Annotated in this window: 22 protein-coding genes and 1 tRNA gene; 7 read left to right on the top strand and 16 right to left on the bottom strand. The window is 36.6% G+C overall.

The window, feature by feature from the left end:
* On the bottom strand, positions 1–526 hold a 526-nt coding region (locus EVJ48_06250; protein ID RZV38867.1), incomplete at its 3' end, for a hypothetical protein.
* 586 nt (positions 527–1,112) lie between these two features.
* Here EVJ48_06250 and EVJ48_06245 point away from each other — a divergent pair.
* Positions 1,113–1,199, top strand: a tRNA-Leu gene (locus tag EVJ48_06245).
* Between the two features lie 247 nt (positions 1,200–1,446).
* On the opposite strand, the gene EVJ48_06240 is transcribed toward EVJ48_06245, so the two are convergent.
* Together EVJ48_06240 and EVJ48_06235 are read right to left on the bottom strand one after the other, a co-directional pair.
* Complete coding sequence (locus EVJ48_06240) at positions 1,447–1,848, bottom strand: type II toxin-antitoxin system VapC family toxin (GenBank protein ID RZV38866.1); 402 nt, start codon at positions 1,846–1,848, stop codon at positions 1,447–1,449.
* Entirely contained in the window at positions 1,830–2,102 is a 273-nt protein-coding gene (locus EVJ48_06235) for a hypothetical protein (protein RZV38865.1), read from the bottom strand. The genes EVJ48_06240 and EVJ48_06235 overlap by 19 nt, the downstream gene beginning before the upstream one ends.
* A gap of 336 nt (positions 2,103–2,438) precedes the next feature.
* Here EVJ48_06235 and EVJ48_06230 point away from each other — a divergent pair, with 336 nt between their 5' ends.
* The 3 genes from EVJ48_06230 (at position 2,439) to EVJ48_06220 (ending at position 3,508) form a co-directional block, all read left to right on the top strand.
* Positions 2,439–2,825, top strand: coding sequence for a hypothetical protein (locus EVJ48_06230; protein ID RZV38864.1), 387 nt, complete (start codon positions 2,439–2,441; stop codon positions 2,823–2,825).
* Positions 2,826–3,005: 180 nt separating this feature from the next.
* Positions 3,006–3,194: a hypothetical protein gene (locus tag EVJ48_06225; GenBank protein RZV38863.1), complete on the top strand. Its 189-nt coding sequence runs from the start codon at positions 3,006–3,008 to the stop codon at positions 3,192–3,194.
* On the top strand, positions 3,179–3,508 hold the full coding sequence (locus EVJ48_06220) for a type II toxin-antitoxin system RelE/ParE family toxin (protein ID RZV38862.1): 330 nt from the start codon (positions 3,179–3,181) through the stop codon (positions 3,506–3,508). Before EVJ48_06225 ends, EVJ48_06220 begins: the two co-directional genes overlap by 16 nt.
* 6 nt (positions 3,509–3,514) lie before the next feature.
* Here the strand turns inward: EVJ48_06220 and EVJ48_06215 are convergent, their stop codons facing one another.
* Entirely contained in the window at positions 3,515–4,576 is a 1,062-nt protein-coding gene (locus EVJ48_06215; protein ID RZV38871.1) for an NADH:flavin oxidoreductase/NADH oxidase, read from the bottom strand.
* 306 nt (positions 4,577–4,882) lie between these two features.
* On the opposite strand from EVJ48_06215, the gene ispF reads away from it, so the two are divergent.
* Both ispF and EVJ48_06205 read left to right on the top strand, forming a co-directional pair.
* The gene (ispF, locus tag EVJ48_06210) at positions 4,883–5,407 is read left to right on the top strand and encodes a 2-C-methyl-D-erythritol 2,4-cyclodiphosphate synthase (GenBank protein RZV38861.1); all 525 of its coding nucleotides are present in this window, start codon (positions 4,883–4,885) and stop codon (positions 5,405–5,407) included.
* On the top strand, positions 5,404–6,207 hold the full coding sequence (locus EVJ48_06205) for a 2-C-methyl-D-erythritol 4-phosphate cytidylyltransferase (GenBank protein RZV38860.1): 804 nt from the start codon (positions 5,404–5,406) through the stop codon (positions 6,205–6,207). Before ispF ends, EVJ48_06205 begins: the two co-directional genes overlap by 4 nt.
* A 9-nt stretch (positions 6,208–6,216) precedes the next feature.
* Here EVJ48_06205 and EVJ48_06200 read toward each other — a convergent pair whose 3' ends face one another.
* The 12 genes from EVJ48_06200 to EVJ48_06145 all read right to left on the bottom strand — a co-directional run bounded on the left by EVJ48_06200 (position 6,217) and on the right by EVJ48_06145 (position 21,812).
* A complete protein-coding gene (locus EVJ48_06200) occupies positions 6,217–7,323 on the bottom strand; it encodes a TRAM domain-containing protein (GenBank protein ID RZV38859.1) in 1,107 nt (368 codons plus the stop codon).
* Between the two features lie 35 nt (positions 7,324–7,358).
* The gene (locus EVJ48_06195) at positions 7,359–7,886 is read right to left on the bottom strand and encodes a CarD family transcriptional regulator (GenBank protein ID RZV38858.1); all 528 of its coding nucleotides are present in this window, start codon (positions 7,884–7,886) and stop codon (positions 7,359–7,361) included.
* A gap of 54 nt (positions 7,887–7,940) precedes the next feature.
* Positions 7,941–9,023: an aminofutalosine synthase MqnE gene (mqnE, locus tag EVJ48_06190; GenBank protein RZV38870.1), complete on the bottom strand. Its 1,083-nt coding sequence runs from the start codon at positions 9,021–9,023 to the stop codon at positions 7,941–7,943.
* Positions 9,013–9,747: a UbiX family flavin prenyltransferase gene (locus tag EVJ48_06185; GenBank protein RZV38857.1), complete on the bottom strand. Its 735-nt coding sequence runs from the start codon at positions 9,745–9,747 to the stop codon at positions 9,013–9,015. Before EVJ48_06185 ends, mqnE begins: the two co-directional genes overlap by 11 nt.
* Before the next feature lie 67 nt (positions 9,748–9,814).
* On the bottom strand, positions 9,815–10,729 hold the full coding sequence (locus EVJ48_06180) for a 4-hydroxybenzoate octaprenyltransferase (protein ID RZV38856.1): 915 nt from the start codon (positions 10,727–10,729) through the stop codon (positions 9,815–9,817).
* Positions 10,695–12,146, bottom strand: a complete 1,452-nt coding sequence (locus EVJ48_06175; GenBank protein RZV38855.1) for a menaquinone biosynthesis decarboxylase — start codon at positions 12,144–12,146, stop codon at positions 10,695–10,697. Before EVJ48_06175 ends, EVJ48_06180 begins: the two co-directional genes overlap by 35 nt.
* 98 nt (positions 12,147–12,244) lie before the next feature.
* Positions 12,245–14,203: a selenocysteine-specific translation elongation factor gene (gene selB / locus EVJ48_06170; protein ID RZV38854.1), complete on the bottom strand. Its 1,959-nt coding sequence runs from the start codon at positions 14,201–14,203 to the stop codon at positions 12,245–12,247.
* Between the two features lie 146 nt (positions 14,204–14,349).
* Entirely contained in the window at positions 14,350–15,843 is a 1,494-nt protein-coding gene (locus EVJ48_06165; protein RZV38853.1) for a Do family serine endopeptidase, read from the bottom strand.
* A 188-nt stretch (positions 15,844–16,031) separates the two neighbouring features.
* On the bottom strand, positions 16,032–18,644 hold the full coding sequence (gene clpB / locus EVJ48_06160; GenBank protein RZV38852.1) for an ATP-dependent chaperone ClpB: 2,613 nt from the start codon (positions 18,642–18,644) through the stop codon (positions 16,032–16,034).
* Positions 18,645–18,664: 20 nt separating this feature from the next.
* Positions 18,665–19,228 (bottom strand): DUF1844 domain-containing protein, encoded by a 564-nt coding sequence (locus tag EVJ48_06155; GenBank protein RZV38851.1) that lies wholly within the window; start codon positions 19,226–19,228, stop codon positions 18,665–18,667.
* On the bottom strand, positions 19,092–21,425 hold the full coding sequence (locus EVJ48_06150; GenBank protein RZV38850.1) for an ATP-dependent Clp protease ATP-binding subunit: 2,334 nt from the start codon (positions 21,423–21,425) through the stop codon (positions 19,092–19,094). The genes EVJ48_06155 and EVJ48_06150 overlap by 137 nt, the downstream gene beginning before the upstream one ends.
* A gap of 45 nt (positions 21,426–21,470) precedes the next feature.
* A complete protein-coding gene (locus EVJ48_06145) occupies positions 21,471–21,812 on the bottom strand; it encodes an Hsp20/alpha crystallin family protein (protein RZV38849.1) in 342 nt (113 codons plus the stop codon).
* Between the two features lie 116 nt (positions 21,813–21,928).
* Here EVJ48_06145 and EVJ48_06140 point away from each other — a divergent pair, with 116 nt between their 5' ends.
* Positions 21,929–22,399, top strand: a complete 471-nt coding sequence (locus tag EVJ48_06140; GenBank protein RZV38848.1) for a hypothetical protein — start codon at positions 21,929–21,931, stop codon at positions 22,397–22,399.
* The last annotated feature ends 3 nt before the right edge of the window (positions 22,400–22,402 follow it).

Genomic DNA, 22,402 nt, shown 5'->3' with positions numbered 1-22,402 from the left:
GTTCTTTCTTTGTTTCGGCTATATCCTGAGCCACAATTCCCATAGCTTCCGTTAGTGCGGAATTAGATTCCGAATAAAGGCCTGCGGTTATTAAGGCTTTATCGCCGCCGGCCAAGCGGCCCGCTTTATTTATATCTTCAAAGTTTAAATTCCTTCTTGCAATCAATTTCGCGCATGAATTTAACGAACCGACGAATATATTTATTTCACCGGATATTTTATATAATTTGCCGATAATTTCGTTAATGCCGTTATTTGTAAAAACGCCTGTTTTTCCATGTTCGTTTAAAAAATTCCCTTTTTCGATATTTTCTACGATAGTCTGAAGCCTTTCAAGAGGTTTAATCAAAAAATAATATATAAAAACGGCGGATATTATTATGCCCGCCATAATTAAAACGGATGCTGATTCTATAGAAAAATAACGAGGAAAAATAAAAAACGGTACGGCAAATATAATTACCGTAAACAAATATACGGCGGCGAACTTTATCGCTATATCGTAAGAAACTTTCTTAAATGCCATGATTGCATCTCCATTTTAAATATTTTTATATATTTTTATAAATAAATATTTAGTATTTAGATTAATATAATGCAATTATTATGCCATTGATAAGATTAAATGAAGTCCATATTTAATTTGTGGTATTTTGTGTATATTTTTAAGCCTTGCCTTAATACATCGCCGTTTATTAATTAAGGTTGTCATATTGCCAACAAAGTTGGCAATATGCCGCTTTTTAATTTATTTCAAAACTATACATCCCTATCATATAAAACGCGTTTGAATGGAAATATGCGCTTGGATCAACCGCATACGAAGTTAAGTTATTATCCCATTCCAATCCAAGCATCAAAGTACTAATCTGTTTATTTAAGACATTTAATTTACATTATTTATCAGTTGCCATTTTGATAGTTATGTTGGTACTAATTAATAAATTCAAATATTGCGCATCAAATAAATCTTTAAAAATTAAATATTTTCATATTATTTTGGGGTAGTTTTTTAGTTTGTTATTGTCCTAATAATTTAGTATAATAAAAAAATATGCGCTACATCGCATATTAAATGCCTATACAAAATTATTTTCAGTATGCCGCAATAAGCCGAAGTGGTGGAATTGGTAGACGCACCGGACTCAAAATCCGGCGGGAGCAATCCCATGGGGGTTCGATTCCCCCCTTCGGCACCACTGATTTTATAAGGTTCTCCTGTTTCAAGCCCTTTTCATATTTAATCAAATAATATCATTTTTTTACCCATTTTTGTCTTTTTTATGGCGAGATTTTCACATAGGTTTTGTATATATCAGCTTCCTGCAAAAAAGTTCGGAATTAAGAAACCGAGCAAGGCATAAGGTATTTAGCATACCTTTAAAAAATTTTCTATAAAATTTTCTAAAGAAGAAATCAGGGAAAAGGCATGGCGTTTTACGGCCATCAATCGTAAAATTCTGTTATAATTAGCGGGATATTAAGATAGTGTTTGTCGGTCGTAATGACTTTAAGCCCGTATTCCATAGCCGAGGCGGCTATCCATATATCGTTGGATGGTATCGGCGTACCGTTTTTGCGCAGGTAATTTATTATAGCCGCATATCTTTCGGAGGTTTCTTCGCCGATAGCGGCAACATTTACCCTTGAAGATTTTAAGAATTTCCTGAGAATTTCCCTGTTCCGCTCCTCGTTTTTCCCCATAACGAATCCGGATAATAATTCACCTATCACAATCGGATTTATAAATATCTCATCCGAAATTTGTATTGCGAATTTTATCTTATCGTGTCCTCTCAAGAAAGAAGAGTAAGCGGAAGTATCAAGCATTATTTTTCTGTTGTCCATAACTCTTTATCAATCTTTCTTATATCCGAAAGATTTTTTTTAAACGCTTCGGCTTCGCTTTCCGACCATAAACCGGAAAAACAGTCTAAGTCGTGATATAGCTTTTCTTTTTTGCTTTTATTTTTATTAGTGCCTATAGATTTTACCGCCAGCGAAACAAGCGCCTTGTTAAGGCTAACACCCTTTTCTGCCGCCTCTTTTCTAATAATATTTTCAAGCTCGTCAGGTATTCCTCTTATAGTAAGTTGCTTCATCGATATTACCTCCATTTATGATTCAAAATAGAGTCATTTTATATTATAAATAAATCTATTATCGCATCATACGAAAATATTATCAACTACTTTTCTTCCAAAATCCCCTAATTGACTGTAATTAAAAAATTAAAATAGCAGCTTTAATGTAAACTGCTCCTTGCTAATATTAACGATGAGCATAAAATGAAAAGAAAAAGGATTTGAAGACGCATCTTTCCCAGAACTGTTTTTATTTATTATTCAATTATACAATTATAGCATATATTTTAATTCATTTAAAAAACGGAAAAAAGTCTAACAGGCACTATTATTTCATAGCCGCTATCCGGTTTTATGGCAGACCGTTTAAATCGTCATGTTGCAATCTTTCGATACAGCCAGTTTCTTAGTTTTCTATTAATCGCCGTTTTTAGCCTATTAATATTTAAAATTTCTATTATATGGACAATAATCGTATCTTTAACGATGGGTTTAGTTTTCGGCGGAATGTCCCTCCCTTATGTAATCGTTTTGCAATTATTTCCGTTAGAGTTGGCAGGTACCGCCAACGGTATTATGAATACTTTCAGTTTTATCGGAGCCTTATCGATACCCGTGGTTTTAGGGGCTATTATCGGCTATACGGGTAATTTCTCTTTTGCTTTTGGCGTAACGGCTGTCTGTTTTTTTCTTGCTTTTATATTTTCGTATAATGTTCTAAAAATTCCAAAGGGTTATTAAAAAAAGCGGATAATATTTATTTATTCTTATACTCCTGTCTGCATTTGCAGATTATTTATAAAAATCTTGGTTTTTTTAGTAAGGTATAAAAAAACAAAGAAATCTATCTGTATAATTTTATTAATGGTATAATAAATATAAGTTTAAAAATAAGTGGGTAAATATTTAACGGAGAAAAAAATGCAGACGGTCAAAAACGAAGTTGCCGACCTTCTAAAGCGCTTACCGGATAATTGCACTTTAGAAGATATACAGTATCATTTATATGTAATACAAAAAATCGAATGCGGTTTGAAGGACGAGGAAGAAGGCCGCGTTTACGAAGAAAAAGAAATTGAAGAGAAAATGTCCAAATGGCTCGAAAAATAATCTGGACGTTAGAGGCCGCCGATGACCTTGAATCTATTGCAACATATATATCCAGAGATTCTCATTTTTATTCAAAATCTTTCGTCCGTGAAATCATAAATGCAAGCCTTTCTCTTAAAGAATTTCCTGAAAGAGGCCGCATAGTTCCTGAATTTTCAAATTCTGCCGTCCACGAACTTTTTATAAAAGAATACCGCCTAATATATAAAATAGAAGAATCCCGCATCGTCATACTTGGTATTATCCACGGTAAAAGAAACCTGAGACTTTATCCTAAAAAGACCGATAAAAAAAAGAGGCGACGATATTTTTAATTTAAATCAAAACTTAGCCCTTAGATATTGTTTAGGCCATTCGATATCTACGCCAAGTTTGCGTGCCGCCGTAAGAGGCCAATAAGGATTGCGGAGCAGTTCCCTGCCGAGAGCCACCATATCAGCAGTTCCGGAACTTAGTATGAAATCGGCAAATTCCGGTTTCGTAATAAGTCCTACTCCCGAAACGGCTATACCGGCTTTTTCCCTTATCTCTTTTGCGAAGCCGAGCTGATAGCCAAAATATATATTCATTTTTGCTTTCGGAGACGTTCCGCCTGAAGAACAGTCTATTAAAGATACTCCTGCTTCTTTTAACATTTTTGCCAAACCTATAGACGATTCGAGGTCAAAACCTCCTTCTATCCAGTCAACGGCGGAAATTCTTACTAATATTGGCTTGTTTTTCGGCCAGCCTTCAGATTTTATTGCGCTTATAATTTCCAGCAGGAGTCTTGCCCTGTTTTCGAGGCTGCCGCCGTATTTATCGGTTCTTTTATTTGATATCGGCGACAAAAATTCGTTTATCAGATAACCATGGGCGGCATGTATTTCTATAACGTCGAATCCAGCCTTATCGGCATTTTTTGCACCGTTTGCAAAATCTTTCACGACTTTTTTAATATCGTTTTCATCCATTTCTTTTGGAACAGGATAGCCTTCGTCAAAAGGAATAGGGCTGGGACCGAGAACCTGCCAACCGCCTTCGCCTGGTTTCAAGGGGTTCTCTCCAAGCCACGGAGCGTTCGTCGATGCTTTTCTTCCGGCATGCGCCAGTTGTATTCCCATTACCGATCCGCAAGATTTACAAAATTCTACGACGGGCTTAAAGGCCCCTACTTGCTTTTCGTTCCATATTCCGGCATCGTAAGGGCTGATTCTTCCTTCAGGGCTGACGCCGGTAGCTTCAACCATGATAAGTCCGACGCCGCCTATCGCTCTTGCCCCTAAATGAGCGGTATGAAAAGCGCCTATTACGCCGTCAACCGCCGAGTACATACACATTGGCGCCATCATTATTCTGTTTTTAATTTTTATTCCGCCTATCTCTATCGGTTCAAAAAGCATTCTCATAATAATTTCCCCCCCTCCCTTATCTTATTTGTTTAAATTATTATCTATTATTATCTGTTATCTCTATTTATTTTGTAGCTATCTTTATTTATCTTTATTTTAACTTAATCCGTTTTTTGGAAATTTCTTTATCAGTATAAACGATAAACGTCATGCGTTTATATATCCGTTTTTGCAGGAATAACTATGCTGTGCGTGAAATGTGAATTGATATTATTCTTTTCTTCTTACTCATATTATACCACATCAAACGCCCTCAAAGCCAAAAAAATATTCCGTTAAATAAGATGTCGTGCTATAATGGTTTTTATGATAGATGATAGTTTTAGAATAGGAAGCGGTTACGATATACATAAGTTTTTAGAATTTACGCTTTTTGAAAATGCCGCAAAAAAATTATATCTCGGCGGAGTGACTATAGAAGGGCATATAGGAGTTGAAGCTCATTCGGACGGCGACGTCGTGCTTCATTCGCTTACCGATGCCCTGCTTGGAGCTTTATCCCTTCCGGATATCGGCGTTTTATATCCGGATAATCTAAAATCAACAAAAGGAATAAGCAGCGTAGAAATAATAAATTACGCATACGGATTGGTTAAAGAAAAAGGCTACAATTTAGTTAACGCGGATATTACTATAGTCACGCAAACCCCTAAAATTTCGTCTTATAAAGAACAGATGATAACTTCCGTATCTTCCGCCTTAAACGTAGACAAATCCCGTATAAATATTAAAGGCAAAACTAAAGAAGGGCTTGATTCCGTCGGCAAACAGAAAGCCATAGAATGTTTCACCGTCTGTCTTTTGTCTAAGGAATTAAAATGAAAATATACGCGATATTGCTTGCCGCAGGAATAGGTTCGCGCACCGGTTTCTCCGTTCCTAAACAGCTTGTAAAAATAAAAAATAAAGAAATTATTCTGCACAGTCTCGATATTTTTTTAAATTCCAAAATTAATTTCGATGCAATTATAATAACTATTCCTCCGCCGCAAATTTTTAATTTTAACTGGGACGCTTTTTTCGGCAGCAATATTTCGAAAGAAAAAATAGAAAAATTAAAAATAGTAACCGGCGGAAAATCGCGGCAGGAATCCGTATATAATGCTATAAAATTTATAGAAAATACCTATATAAAAGCAGATGCGTCCAGGGAAAATTCAGGGAATACCGCCGAAAATACCGCCGTATTTATCCACGATTCCGCAAGACCTTTCGTAACCGAGAACGAATTAAGTTTATTATTAGATAAAACGGCAGAATACGGAGCCGCGTTCTTATGTTCGGGCGTTACGGAAACCATAAAAGAAATTCACGGAGAAAATAACGGCGCAAGCGCGGAAAAGTTGAAAAACAAAGCAGACGCGGTTAAACTTAAAACTCTTTTGAGGGACAGCCTTATATCCGCCAAAACTCCGCAGACGTTTAAGTTTAATATTATAAAAAAAGCCGTTTATAAAGCTGCAGAAGAAAATTTTATATCCACCGACGACGTATCTTTAGTCGAAAACTTAGGTTTGAACGTGTTTCCCGTAAAATCTACGGATTTAAATATAAAAATAACATCTGCCTTGGACTTTGAAATAGCCGAACTGTTTTTAAAAAAATTCCACTCGGAAAATTAAAAAAAGAAATTATACAACTGCATTCTCTTTTTCGCTGTTTATTTTAGTAAATATCATTCTGCCGCTTGAAGTTTGAAGCACGCTAGTAACGACGACCTCCAACTCCGAACCGACTAATTTCATGGCATCTTCGACTACTACCATAGTTCCGTCGTCCATATATGCTATGCCCTGATTTTTTTCCCTGCCCTCTTTTGTAATCAAGACAGTCATAGTTTCGCCAGGCAAAAGAATAGGTCTTAGCGCCTTAACTAAATCGTTTATATTTAAAACCCTTATATTCCTGACCTGTGCAACTTTATTAAGGTTAAAATCCGTCGTAATAATCTTACCGTTATTTTCTTTTGCAAAAGCGATTAATTTTGCATCGACTTCCTTTATATTCGGATAATCGACGTCGGTAAACTTTATATTAATATTTTTATCTTCCCTGAGTTCCTTAAGTATGTCCAATCCCCTTCTGCCTTTAACTCTTTTTAGCGGATCCTGGGAATCGGCTATATGCTGAAGTTCGTGTAAAACAAAAGAGGGAATAACGAAAGTTCCGTCTATAAAACCGGTCTTGGATACGTCCAATATTCTTCCGTCTATCAAAGAACTGGTATCTATAACTTTGTAATTACGGCATTGTTCCGATTCCTCCGCTTTTATGTCCGAAAAATTATTTCTGTTTGTTTCCTGCCGAAACTGATTCTGTCCGCCGACGGCTGCAGTTCCGTCCTGCATCCTTATACCGACCGAAAAATCGTCGCTCACCCTAAGTCCTATAATTAATCCCAGATAACCTGCCACGAAATTTACGAAAGCATAAGTAATATAACCAAGATCCGAACCGGTAAAAAAAGATTTAAAAAGCTGGTATGTAATATAATTGATTATAAAAAGCCCTATAAAAAGCCCGATTCCTCCGGTTAGTATTTTTTTGGTCGAAATCGATTCCATGCTTTTTTCGACGGATATAACAATAAAACCTATAGTAAAACCGAATAATAAACCAACATATGATAAAAAATCGTTATGCCAATATTCTTTTCCGATTAAAAAACCAAGAACGGCAGAGATAAGAACAAGCGATATCCTAATAAAAAGAATAGGTTTTTTATTAAAAATTTTCATCTGGGTTATAAATTTTATATAATAAACGTTTAAATTTATGCATTTAATTTCAAATTTTCTGATATTTCAGTCTTTTTTATAAATATTTTTTTTATTTTTTCTTCTACGTATGTTTCAGACCTGTTCATAACGGTAGAAATTTCTTTTGTTATTAAATGTTTTGCTTTTTCAAACATTTTCTTTTCGGCGAAGGACAATTCCTTTTGGCATTTTAAAGTATACAAATCCCTTAGAACTTCGGCAACTTCAAAAAGGCATGAGGAGCATAATTTTATATTGTATCCGTTAAATCTTTTGTTCCAGGATTCTTTTTTTGCGAAAGGCTTTTTTTCGGATTTTTCCTCAAGAACGTCGAAAACTTTCTGTATCTCGTTCTCTTTAATTAAAAGACGAAGACCGACTTCGGATTCGTTTTTTACCGGTATCATAATTTTAGCGTTGTTTTCTAAAACCCTGATATTGTAAAAAGACATTTCGGCGGAACCTATCGTTTTTTTGGAAATAGATTCTACGATGCAGACTCCGTACCCAGGATAAAATACAAATTCGTTTAAGTTAAACATTTTTAGCCTCCTTAAACTTTTAAAAAATTAATTTAAATATTATTAATTATTTCGTTAATTATAAGCTATATTATAAGCCGTGTCTCTTTCTACGGGTATCTTGCCCGTTTCGGTTATTATTTTTTTTAAATTTTTGACGCTGAGTCCGGAGGGCTGAGAAGAACCTGCGTTATGCGATATTTTTTCCTCTATAAGAGTTCCGTCGAAATCGTCGGCGCCGAAAGAAAGAGATACCTGTGCAAGATTAATGCCGAGATTTACGAAAAAAGTTTTTATATGTTTAAAATTATCTAAAAAAAGGCGGGCGGTCGCAATAACTTTAAGGTCATCGTACCCGGAAGTAAGCGATGAATTTTTGACCGCTGTATTTTTCGGCTGGAATGCAAACGGGATGAAAGATTTAAATCCTCCCGATTCGTCTTGTGCGTTTCTAATGTCGTTTAAGTGGTTTACCCTGTCTGCGAAGCTTTCTTTTACTCCATAAAGCATTGAAGCATTTGAAACGATTCCCGTTTTATGCGCCGCTTTATGAATATATATCCATCTCTCGCCGCTGATTTTATTTGGACAAAGTTTATTTCTTACGGCTGGATTAAAAATTTCGGCTCCGCCTCCGGGAAGACTGTTTAAGCCTCTTTCTTTTAAATCGTATAGCACGGCTTCCACGGATAAACCGGAAATCTTAGACAAATAGTCTATTTCTACGACGGTAAACGCCTGAATCATAAGGGAAGGGAATTCTTTCTTTATTCTGCGAATCATGTCTAAATAAAATTTGTAAGGCAAGGATGGATGAAGACCTCCGACTATATGGACTTCTTTAAAATTATTCAATTTATGATGTTTTCTTATATATTCAATTATTTCGTCTATACTCATAGAATATGCGTCGCTTTCTTTCCCCGTCCTGTAAAATGCGCAAAATGCGCACCTGTTTATGCATATATTGGTATAATTAACATGAATATTGACTATATAATAAACGCTGTTTCCGTTAATTTTATTGTTTTTATAGTTTGCAAGCTCTCCTATGGAAAGCAGGTCTTTAGATTCGAATAAAAACAGGGCGTCTTCAACCGTAAGCCTAATATTATTATAAACTTTTTCCTTAATTAAATCAAAACTTTTATTTTTCATTATATTTTCCGTTATAACCTTCCCATCTTTCATATATATCGTTCTCTATAGAAAGGCTGTCTAAAATTCTGCCCGTTATAAAATCGACTATATCGCTTATAGTTTTAGGCTTATTATAAAAACCGGGGATCAGCGGAAGTATTACCGCTCCTGATGAATATAGCGACAGCATGTTTTTAAGATGTATATCGTTGAGCGGAGTTTCTCTGGGGCATACCACAAGTCTTTTTTTTTCTTTTAAAACTACGTCTGCCGCACGTTCAATCAAATTTCCGGAAATTCCGCAAGCTATTCTTGCAAGCGAACCCATAGAACACGGAACAACCGCCATACCTTTAACCTCTTTTGCCGAACCGCTCGCAATTTTAGACTCCAAAAATTTTTCGTCTAAAAGTTCAAACATTTCGGCATAAGAATTAAAAACTGCATCCGAGGCAATATTGGAATTTGACGTTAAATTAAGTTTTATAACGTTTAATATTTCTTGTTTTGCGTCTAAATTAGAAATTTCGGGATTAACGTTATTGCTAATTTTTGCTTTATCTTTATAATTATAACCTTCTTTAAACATATCAAGTTCGTCTTTCATTACGGTAAAACCCGGTTCTGAAACGATAAGATGTACGAAATAAGAATGTTCGATTAAAGCTTTAAGAAGGCTCAGCCCGTATATTGCGCCGGATGCGCCTGTTATGGCAAGAATGTATGAATTTGTTTTTGTCATTTAAAAATTTAAAAAAATGTTAAATTGCAAAAATTAAGCGAATAGGCCGTTAAGTAAATAATTTTTTTTATATTAACTTATAATAATACGCTATGCTTAGCGACATAAATACGAAAAAAGTAATAGATATATAACCGTTCATGGTAAAAAACGCCATGTCGATATTATCCAAACTTTTAAAAACAAGAATATGCTCGTATGCAAAAAATCCGGTAACAAGCATTATACCGATAATATATAAAAAATTAAGGTTAAATAAAAAATATAAATAAACCAGGCAGAGCAGGGCAAATAAATGCAGTATCCTTGCAGTTATTACGGCATTTTTTACTCCGAATTTAGCCGGCACCGAAAAAAGTCCGTTTGCAATATCGAAATCGTAATCCATTACGGCATAAAGTATATCGAATCCTGCTCCCCAGAAAACTACCGCAAGCCCCATAATTAAAATTTTAAAATCCAAACTGCCGGTTACGGCAAGCCATGTTCCAAGAGGTCCTAATGCCATGCTTATTCCAAGAACGAGATGGGAAAAAAAAGTGAATCTTTTAGTAAAAGAATAAAAAGTTACAAAAGCTATCACAAATGGAGCAAGCACGAAACATGTAAAATTAAGTTCATATGCCGCAATAATAAGAACCGCATAAGACAGTATTCCAAAAATAACGCTGTATAAAACCGACAGTTCGCCCTTTGGAAGCGTTCTAGACATAGTCCTTTTGTTTTTAGCGTCTATTTTTCTGTCGATTATCCTGTTGAACGCCATTGCTCCGCTTCGTCCGGAAGCCATTGCGATAATAATCCATATTATTTTATAATAAAAAAAAGGCGTACCGAAAGAATCCGGATATTTATCGTAAAAAGCAAGAAAAAAAGCGCTAAGCGCAAAAGGCAGAACGAAAATAGTATGGGAAAATTTTACTAATTCTAAAGTATTTTTAATTTTTTTAAGCATCGATACCGTACTCTTTCCATTTTGCATCGACAAGTTTTTTTATTTCTTCGGACATAACTATATCGTTAGGCCATTTTCTCTTATAACCTTCCGATGCCCATTTTTTAGTAGCGTCGATGCCCATTTTTGAGCCGTAATTGGGAATATCTGAAGCATGTTCCAAAACGTCTATCGGCCCTTCGACGAAAGTTATATCTCTTTTAGGGTCTATATTGTTGCAAATCCTCCAAATAACCTCGCTTCTGTCCTGAACGTTTACGTCTTCGTCAAGTATTACTATAATTTTAGTAAACATCATTAAACCCAGTCCCCATATGCCGTGCATAATCTTCTTTGCATGCCCCGGATAACTTTTTTTAATGCTTACGAAAGCAAGGTCGTGAAATATTCCCTCGAAAGGAAGATTCATATCCACTATTTCCGGAAAAATCTTTTTTATGGCAGGAAGGAAAAATCTTTCGGTAGCTTTTCCTATATAGCAGTCTTCCATAGGAGGCTTGCCTACTATCGTAGCCGGATATACGGCATTTTTCCTATGCGTTATCAAAGTTACGTGAAAAACCGGATAAAAATCTTCCAAAGAATAATATCCCGTATGGTCGCCGAAAGGGCCTTCCACCCTTAAATCTTCGCCTGGGTCTATATATCCTTCGAGTACGAATTCGGCGTTTGCCGGAACGTATATATCGTTAGTCTCGCATTTAACTAATTCGACGGCTTCGCCTCTTAAAAAACCGGCGAACATCATCTCTTCGATATCCGGAGGCAGAGGAGCCGTTGCCGAATAAATAACGGACGGATCGGAACCTATGACTACCGAAACCGGTATTTTTTGACCCAGCTCTTTATATTTCCTGAAATGTCTTGCGCCGTCTTTATGTATATGCCAGTGCATTCCGCAGGTCGTATCGTCGTAAACCTGCATCCTGTACATACCTACGTTCGTAGAACCTTTTTCCGGATCTTTAGTAAAAACAAGCGGAAGGGTAATAAACGGACCGCCGTCTTCCGGCCATGTTTTTAAAACGGGCAGAATGTCTAAAAGTGGCGGTTTATCTATTATAACCTCTTTGCATTTTGCGTTTTTTACTATCTTGGGCATATAGTCGGCAAGTTTTTTAAGCTTTGAAAGGGATTTTATCTTTTCAAAAAAATTTGTCGGAATGTCGGGGTCGATAATTTCCTCTATTCTTTTGGCGACGTCGTCTAAGTTTTCGACTTCAAAAGCTTTCAATATTCTCTTGTTGGAACCGAACATATTTATTAAAACGGGAAAATTATATCCTTTAACGTTTTCGAATAAAAGAGCCGGACCCTCTTTTTTTACCGTTCTGTCTGCAATCTCGGCTATTTCCAAAATCCTGTCGACTGGAGCGCCGACTCTTTTTAAGTCGCCGTTTTTTTCTAAAACTCCGATAAATTCGTGCAGGTCTTTATATGGCATATAGTTTGTTATAAATATTATAAATTAAATTTTAGGAAATCAGGTTAAAGTTTATTCCGTCTTCTATTATAGCAAAAAAACGAAAAAAATGGGATGTTTTATTTTTTAATTCTGTATTCTCCTTTTTTTACCGTGTATCCGATACCGTCGAAATATTCCAGAAGGGGTATCGCATATTTTCTGGAAACTTCGGCAATTTCTTTTATATCCTTAGGCTCCAATTTTTCATTTTTATCGAAAAAAGCGTCTAATTTTAATTTTATGAAGTCTATCTGTTCTCTTAAATAATACATATCATGTTTGACTTTTACGATTTTGGACGATTTAAGCATTAAACTCAATATATAATTTAATGTTTTTCTGGGCATGGCTAATTTTCTTTCTATTTCGCCGTAATCAGGAACGCTGTTTCCGTTGGAAATCAATAAATCTTCTATTTTTTTTGCCGCGTCTGCGTATTCAGGAGGAATATCCGCACCGGCTTCTTTAACTGCTTCAAATCCTTTAGGAATTATATTTCCCGTGCTGTCGTAAGATAAATACTTTTCGCTTAACAAGTCGTTTATCAAAATATCGAAAACAATATCCGCCGTTTTATAAGCCTCTTTATAAATATTTTCCGCGTTTATGCTTTCGGTAAAAACATTAAAAAGCTCTGTTTTGCCGTAAATTTTTTTATCTTTTTCTATGATACCGGTTAATATTTTTTTTCCTTTATTATAAAAATCCGAAGTAAATGCATGTCTGTTTTTCTTATCGGTTATTATTTTTCCGTCTTTTTTTAACCGCTCTATAACGTCAAAAAAATCGGATAAATTTAAATTAAATTTTTTATAAATACTTTCTAAATTAACGGGTTGGAATATTTCTATAAAACCGTAAACAGCGTCATTTGCATTATCGGAAATAATTTTTTCGTATGATTCGTTAAAAATTTCCGAGTATTCGTAATCAGCCGAAGAATCTATAATGGTACCGCCGCCGATAGTTTTTCCGGCTCCTATATCCCTTATAATAAATTTTTCGCCGGTTACCGAAGCTATTTCTCCGTTTAATTTAAACAAAGCATACGAATATTCTCCGGGTTTAATCTTCTTTTCATGATTAAAAACTATTATTTTACCCGCAACGGACAACGTTCCCGTCATAAACATTAAGTTAATATGGCTTTTAAGGTCTTTTTTGTTTTCAAAGTCGTAAAACACTTTGGTTAAAACGGTATCTGACGCAATTAAAGAATTTTTTTCGGATATAACGTATCCAAATTTTACGTTTTCTTTTTTAACCGAAGGCACGTTAAGCGATATTCTCATGGATTTAAAAGCCTTATCTACCGGCTTATTATGAGATTCTATACTTTTTACCCTTGCAGTTATACCCTGCGGCATTATCTGAATTTCGTCGTTTACCTTAAAAGTTCCGTACTTTAACGTTCCTGCCAATATAGTCCCGAAACCTTTTGAAGAAATAATTCTGTCTATAGGCAGAAAAACTTTGGTGGGGTTGTAAATTTTATTATATTGCGGCAGGGAATTATATTCCTGAATAATTTTTTCTATATTTTCTTTTAATTCTTCGATTCCTTTGCCTGATTTTGTCGATACTTTAAAGATATTCGACGAATATTTTTCATAACCGTATGCTTTTAAAAATTGCTTTACTTCGGATTCTCTTTTTGCGAGGATTTCTGATGAAACTGCATCTGTTTTCGTTATTACCGGAATTACAAGCCTTATTCCCAGAAGTTTTAAAATAAGCATATGTTCTTTAGTCTGCGCCATTATTCCGTCGTCTGCCGCAATTACAAGCAAAACCCCGTCCATGCCGGTTGAACCGGAAACCATAGTCTTTATAAATTTTGCGTGACCCGGAACATCGACTATGCCTGCGGAAATACCGGAAGGGAACCGCATATCGGCATAACCCAAAACGATACTTATACCCCGCTTTTTTTCTTCTTCTAATCTGTCGGTCTCTATGCCGGTTAAAACTTTAATAAGGGAAGATTTTCCGTGGTCTATATGACCGGCGGTTCCAAGTATAAAATTATTATTCATTGGAGTAATATTTTATCATACGGGAGTATAAAAAAATAGCCCGGCTCTTTTTACGGAACCGGGCCACCTTTAGGAGGAGTGATGGAAAGCTTACAGTTTGTCTTGGTTTCGAGAAAACTTTTTATTATGTTGCCGATATATATAATTTATTTTATAGAATATGCCAGATAAAGCTTCATATTGCCGCGTCTTATATAAAACAGGAACTGTTTTGATTTTTCCGCCCTGTCTATATCGCCTACATACTCCGAAATATTATTAACGATATGATGATTAATCGACTCAATAACGTCCCCAGGCATTATACCCATTCTTTGGCCTGCGCCGCCGGGTATAACTTTTGAAACTATAACTCCGTGATGAACGTTTTGTATCCCGTAACTCTGCATATTTTGAGGAGTAAGAGGGATAACCGTTATTCCTAATTTTTTTGCCGAAATTTTCTGGGCTTTTTGGTTAAAAATATTGCTTTTGCTGTTCCAGTTGCCCACCGTTATAGATAAAGCTATCTTTTTCCCGTTCCTTATTACTTCTATCGGAACCGTCGCTCCCGGTTTAGTATTGCCGACTAACCACGGAAGTTGAGACATTTCTTTTACTTTTATACCGTTGTATTTTATTATGACGTCTCCGCTTCTTAAGCCTGCTTTTGCCGCCGGTCCTCCTGGAACTACAGAGGAAACAAGCGCTCCGCGAGTAGTTTGAAGATTAAACGCTTTTTTAAGAGACGGAGTGATCTCCTGAATTTCTATTCCGAGCCAGCCTCTCGTTATTTTGCCTGTTTCAAGCTCCGGAAGAACTTCTTTTACCACGTTTACCGGTATAGAAAAGCCTATTCCCTGAGCTCCTTTTATAATTGCCGTATTAATGCCTATTACCTGACCTTTCATGTTTATCAGCGGGCCGCCGCTGTTTCCCGGATTAATTGCGGCATTTGTTTGAATAAAGTCCTCGTAAGGTCCTCCTATAGCTCTGCCTTTTGCGCTTATAATTCCATTCGTTACCGTCCAGCCTAAACCAAATGGATTTCCTATTGCAAGAACCCATTCGCCTATTTGAGATTTCGCGGAATCACCTAGTACCGCCGCCGGAAGATTATTGCCGTCGTTTATTTTAAGCAGGGCAAGATCTACCTGCGGGTCTTTGCCTATAACCGTTGCTCTAAACGTTTTGCCTGTAGAAAGTTTTACGTATATTTTAGTCGCTCCTTTTATGACATGGTTATTAGTAATTATGTAACCGTTTTTACTTATAATTACTCCAGAACCTAAACTTTCTTCTGTATATGTCGACTGCGGAGCATTATTAAAAAAATTTTTAAAAAAATTACCGAAAGGGTTGGGCTGTGTGCCGAATGGACTTTCATACATCTGAAAAGGACCGCTCTTAACTTTTTGAGTCGTCCTTATATTTACGACGAAAGGTTTATCTTTTTTTATTAATGCAATGAAATTGCTTGGTCCATTCTGCGCGGGTACCGTAGAGTTCGTAGTAGAGTAAATTACAGGAGCGGTTCCTTCCGCCATAGATTTTTTAAAAAGATGCAAATTGGCGGTTATTATAACCCCCGCTATTATACCGATAAGAACGGCTACTCCTGCGCCTATAATTTTTGAATCTGACTTAAATTTCAATTTCATAGTCTAAAAACCCTCGCTTAATTTTTATTATTTATTAATGCAAAAACCGTGCCATATTAAAAGTTAAAGTATTTAATTACCTGTAAACCCTGTCGTCAGTAAGCAAATAAATAAATCTGACACCTTTAAAAAATTTAAATTTTTTGCCGTTTTGACAAATATAAATTGTCAAAACGGCAAAATGAGTTTTAGGCAGGTTCGGGGGTAACTACAGTAACCTTTTCGACGATTACCCCCGATTCTTCCTTATAGTCTATAACTATCGAATCGCCGGAAACGATTGCGCCGGACAATAAATCGACGGCAATTTTATCCTGTATGAAAGACTTAACCGCTCTCTTTAAGGGTCTTGCTCCATAAATCGGATCGTAACCTTCCATTGCTATAAACTTAAGCAAAGAATCCGTATATTCGGCGTCTATGCCTCTTTCCTTAAGTACGTTAATAAGTTTTTTGAGCTGTATTTCGACGATTTTCATTATATCGTTTTCGCTTAAAGCGTGGAATATTATTATATCGTCTAATCTGTTTAAAAACTCGGGCCTGAAATAATTTTTTAAAATCCCGTTCACGCTGTTTTTCATTTCTTCATACTGCTTGCCGCTGTAACTTTGTATAATATCGGAACCTATGTTGGATGTCATAATGACAATCGTATTTTTAAAATCGACCGTTCTTCCCTGTCCGTCGGTAAGCCTTCCGTCGTCGAGAAGCTGAAGCATTACGTTAAACACGTCCTGATGAGCTTTCTCTACTTCGTCGAATAAAACTACGCTGTAAGGACGCCTTCTTACCGCTTCCGTAAGCTGTCCGCCCTCTTCGTACCCGACGTAGCCCGGAGGAGCGCCTATAAGTCTCGATACCGCATGCTTTTCCATATACTCCGACATATCTATTCTTACTATATTGTTTTCGTCGTCGAATAAAAACTCGGCGAGGGCTTTTGCCAGTTCCGTCTTTCCGACGCCGGTCGGTCCTAGAAACATAAATGAACCTATCGGTTTATTTGCGTCAGATAAACCGGCGCGGGAACGCCTGATGGTATTAGCCACGCTGTTGATTGCTTCATCTTGCGATATCACCCTGTCGTGAAGGTGCTCTTCTATTTGAAGAAGTTTCTCTTTTTCTCCTTCCATAAGTTTAGAAACGGGTATTCCGGTCCATTTAGCAACTACTCTTGCAATGTCTTCGGAATCTACTTCTTCTTTTAAAAAGCTTCCGTTTTTCTGCATTGCAATGAGAGATTTATTTAAGTCTTCAAGTTTCTTTTCAAGTTCGTTTAATTTGCCGTATCTTATTTCCGCCACTTTATCGTATTTGCCTTCTCTTTCGTATCTCTGTTCCTCAATTCTCTGAGAATCTATTTCTTTTTTAATTTCGCCTATTTTTTGGATATATTCTTTTTCGTTATGCCACTTTGCTTTCTTCTGATTGAAATCTTCTTCCAGATTTGCAAGCTCTTCGTCAAGCTCTTTTAATCTTTTTTTAGATTGTTCGTCTTTTTCTTTTTTTAGCGCTTCCTGCTCTATTTTAATTCTGATTATATTTCTTTGGACTTCGTCGAGAGCGGCGGGAAGAGAATCGATTTCTATTCTTAATTTTGCCGAAGCTTCATCTATAAGGTCTATAGCCTTATCCGGCAAAAATCTGTCGGTAATATATCTGTGCGACAGCGTAGCCGCCGCAATTAAGGCTGAATCTTTTATTCTTATGCCGTGATATGCTTCGTATCTTTCTTTCAGTCCCCTGAGTATAGAAATAGTATCTTCTACGGACGGTTCGTCTACGAAAATAGGCTGAAATCTTCTTTCCAGAGCGGCGTCTTTTTCTATGTATTTTCTGTATTCGTCAAGCGTAGTCGCTCCTATAGCCCTTAACTCCCCTCTTGCAAGAGCCGGTTTCAGAAGATTGGATGCATCCATCGCTCCTTCGGATTTTCCCGCGCCTACGAGATTGTGCAGTTCGTCTATAAATATTATTATCCTGCCTTCGGAAGACTTTATCTCTTTTACGACCGCTTTAAGCCTGTCTTCAAATTCGCCCCTGTATTTAGCCCCCGCAATTAAAGAGCCAAGGTCTAACGAAAGAACTGCTTTTTCTTTAAGGATTTCCGGAACGTCGCCGTCGGCGATTCTTTTAGCAAGTCCTTCGACTATCGCCGTCTTGCCGACGCCCGGATCTCCTATCAGTACGGGATTATTTTTAGTCCTTCTGGACAGTACTTCCATAATTCTTCTTATTTCGCCGTCTCTGCCTATAACCGGATCTATTTTTCCGGATTTTGCAAGCTGTGTTAAGTTTACGGTATATTTTTCCAAAGCCTGATATTTATCTTCGGGATTTTGGTCGGTAACTTTCGTATTGCCTCTGATATCGGTAAGAACTTTAAGGACGTTGTCTTTAGTTAATCCAAATTTAGTTAATAACTCGTATGATTTTGTATCTTTGACGTCAAACATTGCAAGAACGAAATGTTCGACGGACACAAAATCGTCTTTCATGAAATTTTTATTCTTTTCCGCGGCGTCTAAAATACGCTTCATCGACGAAGAAAAAGCCGGCTCCATTCCTCCTTCTACAACGGCAAGTTTAGACAGCGCCGTTTCTAATTGTTCGGTAAAAGATTTTAGGTCTATGCCTATTTTTTTAAAAATAGATAATGCTATACTGTTTTCGTCGTAATTAAGCAGGGCATATAATAAATGCAAATCCGATATTTCCGGATTTTTAGACTCTTTAGCCGTATTTATCGTAAGTTCTATTAATTCCTGAGATTTTATGGTAAAATTATTAAGATTCATAAAAATATATCGCCTCCGGTTTATTTTTTTTCCGAAATATAAGCCATTCTAAGATCGTATAAAATATTTTCTATAAGTTTGGCTTCATTTTCGTCAAGATTTCCTTTGGTCTTTTTAGAAAGCATGTCTATAGTATCTATCAAGTATTTAGCCGTTCCTAAGTCTTTCTCGTATTTCTTGGATATAGGATTCGGTATCTTACCCATAAAAAGAAGCGCCTGCGTATTAAGCGAATAGATGAACGTTGCAAAATCTGCTTCAAAATCAGGCATATCGGCGGCAGTTTCGTCTGCGGCTTTTTTTTCGGAACCGGCAGCGGTTCCCGCCGTATTTTCATCGGCTTTTTCCGCCGGTTTCGCTTCTTCGGTATTCTGTGTTTCTTTTATTTCTTCGGTTTCCGAAATCTTCCTTTTATCTACTACTTTAAAAGATTTTTCGGCTTCCTTATCAGGCATAATCAGGTTCCTCCTTGTATTTTTCTTTTCCGTTTTTAACTTTTTTTGCAATATCGCCGTCTTCAGGATTTTTATCGTATGAGATAGATATCTCGCCGTCTTTAAGTTCGGCGGTAAATATATCTCCATCTTTCCATTTAAGCGTCAGCGGTACCTTGATGAGGTCGTCGACGGTACGCTTTAAAAATCTCGCTCCGAATTTAGAACTGTAGCCGGTCTCTACTAATTTTTCCAAAGCGGCGTCGGTAACTATAATTTCTTTGTGGTGTTCCGACATAGTTTTATTTATAGTTTCTATATGCATTAATGCGATTTTTTTAACTTCTTCTTTAGTAAGCGGCGAAAAAATAACGATATCGTCTATCCTGTTGATAAATTCCGGAGAAAAAAAGTTTTCGATTTCTTTATTTATCGTTCCCTTAATAGACTTTACTATATCGTTTGATTCTATAAAACCGAGCGGTTTCGTAAATTTTGAAAATTCATGCGAACCCAGATTCGACGTCATAATAATTACGGAATCCGAAAAATAAACTCTTTTGCCTCTTCCGTCGGTTAAAAAACCTTCGTCGAAAACCTGAAGGAAAAGATTAAATACGAGATCGCTGGCTTTTTCGATTTCATCCAAAAGAATTACGGAATAGGGGTTATCTTTTACCTGATTGGTTAAAGTTCCGCCTCTCGAAGAACCGACTATGCCTCTCGGCATACCTATTAATTTATCGACCGCTATCGAGCCGTCTTTATATTCCGACATATCTATCCTGATTATATTTCTTTCGGAACCGAACAGGTACTCCGCCATTGCCTTTGCAGTTTCCGTTTTTCCGACTCCCGTGGGGCCTAAAAAAAGAAGCACGGCATCCGGCCTGTTAAAATTTCCTTTCAAAGGACCTTTATTAAGCCTTAAATGCTTTGCTAAAGAATTAACGGCGTCTTTCTGTCCGACTATCCTTTTTGAGAAAAATTCCTCCATATCCTGAAACCTTTCTAAAACGTCTCTTTTAATCAAATCTATAGGCATGCCGGTTTCCTGCGCGATTACCTGATAGATATTCTCCTTTTTAACTATTTTATCGTCGTTGTATATTTCGGCTTTTACGCATCCTGAATCTACCCATCCGATAGCTTTGTCCGGAAGCCTTAAAGACTTGGAATAGCGGGACGACAGTTTAAGCGACTCGTCAAGAGCGGAATCTTCTATTTCAACGCCGTAAGTATCTTCGAATCTTCTTTTAAGCCCGTAGAGTATTCTTTTCGTATCCTCTACATTAGGCTCGTTTATGTTTACTAATCTGAATCGGCGGGCAAGGGCTTCGTCTTCGGAAATAAACTCCTTGTATTCCGAAAGGGTCGTAGCTCCAATCATCTGCACTTCGCCTCTTGCTAGGGAAGATTTTAATATATTTGCCGCATCGCTCGGAACGGCTATCGCAGAACCGGCACCGATAATGGTATGCACTTCGTCGACGAATAAAATTATATTTTTTCTGGACTTCAGTTCGTTTATTATCTTTTCCATCCTGTCTTCGAACATGCCCCTGAAAACCGTTCCTGCCACTAAGGAATTCATCTGAAGATTTACTATAATTTTATTTCTGAGCCTTGCCGGAACGCTGTAGGGTTCGAGTTCTATTTTTCTAGCAAGGCCTTCTACTACCGCCGTCTTTCCAACGCCGGGTTCGCCGACTATTATAGCGGAATTAGGTCTGTCTATATGGCAGAGTATTTCCATCAGTCTGGTAATTTCTTCTTCCCTTCCGAATACTAAAGGCAGTTTATCCATAATTGCAAGCTTGCTTAAATTTACGGCATGCTGTCTTAGGGTATAAGGCAGGTCGTATTTTCTTCTGTTTTCGTCGCTTCTGCTCCTCCTTTCCCTCATTTTTTGAAAAATCTTATCGGCAAGCACCACGGAATCCACGCCGAGCGCTTTAAAAACTTTGTTTGGAGCGGAACTCGGCTCCTGAAACATTACCATTAAAAAATCCGAAGATTCTATAAGGTTTCTGCCCGCGCTCTGAGCGTAATCGTAAGCGCTTTTAAATAAATTTCTTGTTTGAAGCGGAATTTTCATTCCTTCTCCGACATACTGGTCGGAAGACATCATATAATCGTTCAAAAGTTTCATTATCTTTCTTTTGTCGATTCTTAACTCCAAAAAAATTTCATTTAAAAGATCCTCGTCAACCAAAGTCAGGGCATAAAAAATATGCTCCGGTCCAAGATAAAAATGTTTTCTTCTTTTCGATTCTTCTATAGAAATCGTTAGAACCCTATATCCGCTTTCTGAAAGCTTATCCTCGTAATAATCTAAATTAAACATAAGTTTGTTTACCGTCCTTAATAGTATTTTTACATTATTTGTCTTTCAATCGTTAATTTCAATGCAGGAAATTTTAAATCCTCCGCTTCTCTTTTTTTTGGGAATAATTATTTCAAGCAGACCTTCCTCGAATGAAGCCTTTACGCCTTCATAGTTTGCGGAAGAAGGCAGACTAAATCTTCTTTTGAATAAGCCGAAAGGTCTCTCCATTCTTTGAAAATTACATTCTTCATTAGTTCCAAAACGGCGTTTAATACCGCTGACTTCAAGCACTCCTCCATCTATTTCTATATTTATGTCTTCTTTTCCGACTCCGGCTAATTCTACGTATACCGCTATATAATCGGCAGTTTCAAACATATCCGATACCGGTGCAAAATAGTACATTTTTTTATTCCGACAAATTTTATACTTTATAATTATATTATTTATAGTTATAATTATACCAGATTAATGCTAAAAAAACAAAAATACGGTATGTTTAAAACCTTTATAGAATCTGTATGAAACCTTTATATTTAAAATATATTATAATGACCGCTATTAATATGACTCCGTTAATAGGCGGAAAATACGTATCGACGGCATACGCCGTTTATTATAAATTAAACCCTTACGCAAGCATCTTTTTAATAACCCTTTCCGAAACCGTTTTATGTTCGGTGCTGTTTTACGCCGGTTTAAAGTTGAAATCCATTAAATTTATAGACAGAATGATTTCTTCTAAAAAAGGCAGAAAAGCACATAATTACATTGAAAAATACGGACCTATAATAGGGCTATTTATAGGGCAGATGTTCATCGGGGCTCCGCCTATATCGCTTGCTCTCGGCGTTTTATACGAAAAAAATAAAAATATTTACTATTATTTCTTTATACCTATGTTCCTCAGCATCTTCTTTTATGCAATTTTCAACTTTTATCTGAACTCTATGGCTATAACTTCTTTGAAAAATATATTCGGATTATTCTGACGT

The sequence above is a fragment of the Candidatus Acidulodesulfobacterium acidiphilum genome (assembly GCA_008534395.1).
Taxonomy (GTDB): Bacteria; SZUA-79; SZUA-79; order Acidulodesulfobacterales; family Acidulodesulfobacteraceae; genus Acidulodesulfobacterium_A; species Acidulodesulfobacterium_A acidiphilum.
Note: the sequence above shows the minus strand (reverse complement) of the source record. Positions and strands in the feature narration are given on the sequence as shown.

What these genes read in the sequence shown, in the direction of transcription:
- selB (RZV38854.1), bottom strand. Translation starts at nt 14,203, where the DNA reads ATGAATAATAATTTTATACTTGGAACCGCCGGTCATATAGACCACGGA.
- EVJ48_06180 (RZV38856.1), bottom strand. Translation starts at nt 10,729, where the DNA reads ATGCAAAATGGAAAGAGTACGGTATCGATGCTTAAAAAAATTAAAAAT.
- EVJ48_06215 (RZV38871.1), bottom strand. Translation starts at nt 4,576, where the DNA reads ATGCTTTTTGAACCGATAGAGATAGGCGGAATAAAAATTAAAAACAGA.
- EVJ48_06150 (RZV38850.1), bottom strand. Translation starts at nt 21,425, where the DNA reads ATGTTTAATTTAGATTATTACGAGGATAAGCTTTCAGAAAGCGGATAT.
- mqnE (RZV38870.1), bottom strand. Translation starts at nt 9,023, where the DNA reads ATGAAAAATAAAAGTTTTGATTTAATTAAGGAAAAAGTTTATAATAAT.
- ispF (RZV38861.1), top strand. Translation starts at nt 4,883, where the DNA reads ATGGTTTTTATGATAGATGATAGTTTTAGAATAGGAAGCGGTTACGAT.
- EVJ48_06220 (RZV38862.1), top strand. Translation starts at nt 3,179, where the DNA reads ATGGCTCGAAAAATAATCTGGACGTTAGAGGCCGCCGATGACCTTGAA.
- EVJ48_06240 (RZV38866.1), bottom strand. Translation starts at nt 1,848, where the DNA reads ATGGACAACAGAAAAATAATGCTTGATACTTCCGCTTACTCTTCTTTC.
- EVJ48_06235 (RZV38865.1), bottom strand. Translation starts at nt 2,102, where the DNA reads ATGAAGCAACTTACTATAAGAGGAATACCTGACGAGCTTGAAAATATT.
- EVJ48_06230 (RZV38864.1), top strand. Translation starts at nt 2,439, where the DNA reads ATGGCAGACCGTTTAAATCGTCATGTTGCAATCTTTCGATACAGCCAG.
- EVJ48_06205 (RZV38860.1), top strand. Translation starts at nt 5,404, where the DNA reads ATGAAAATATACGCGATATTGCTTGCCGCAGGAATAGGTTCGCGCACC.
- EVJ48_06195 (RZV38858.1), bottom strand. Translation starts at nt 7,886, where the DNA reads ATGTTTAACTTAAACGAATTTGTATTTTATCCTGGGTACGGAGTCTGC.
- EVJ48_06155 (RZV38851.1), bottom strand. Translation starts at nt 19,228, where the DNA reads ATGGAGATATATTTACCGCCGAACTTAAAGACGGCGAGATATCTATCT.
- clpB (RZV38852.1), bottom strand. Translation starts at nt 18,644, where the DNA reads ATGAATCTTAATAATTTTACCATAAAATCTCAGGAATTAATAGAACTT.
- EVJ48_06165 (RZV38853.1), bottom strand. Translation starts at nt 15,843, where the DNA reads ATGAAATTGAAATTTAAGTCAGATTCAAAAATTATAGGCGCAGGAGTA.
- EVJ48_06225 (RZV38863.1), top strand. Translation starts at nt 3,006, where the DNA reads ATGCAGACGGTCAAAAACGAAGTTGCCGACCTTCTAAAGCGCTTACCG.
- EVJ48_06185 (RZV38857.1), bottom strand. Translation starts at nt 9,747, where the DNA reads ATGACAAAAACAAATTCATACATTCTTGCCATAACAGGCGCATCCGGC.
- EVJ48_06145 (RZV38849.1), bottom strand. Translation starts at nt 21,812, where the DNA reads ATGTACTATTTTGCACCGGTATCGGATATGTTTGAAACTGCCGATTAT.
- EVJ48_06140 (RZV38848.1), top strand. Translation starts at nt 21,929, where the DNA reads ATGAAACCTTTATATTTAAAATATATTATAATGACCGCTATTAATATG.
- EVJ48_06200 (RZV38859.1), bottom strand. Translation starts at nt 7,323, where the DNA reads ATGAAAATTTTTAATAAAAAACCTATTCTTTTTATTAGGATATCGCTT.
- EVJ48_06175 (RZV38855.1), bottom strand. Translation starts at nt 12,146, where the DNA reads ATGCCATATAAAGACCTGCACGAATTTATCGGAGTTTTAGAAAAAAAC.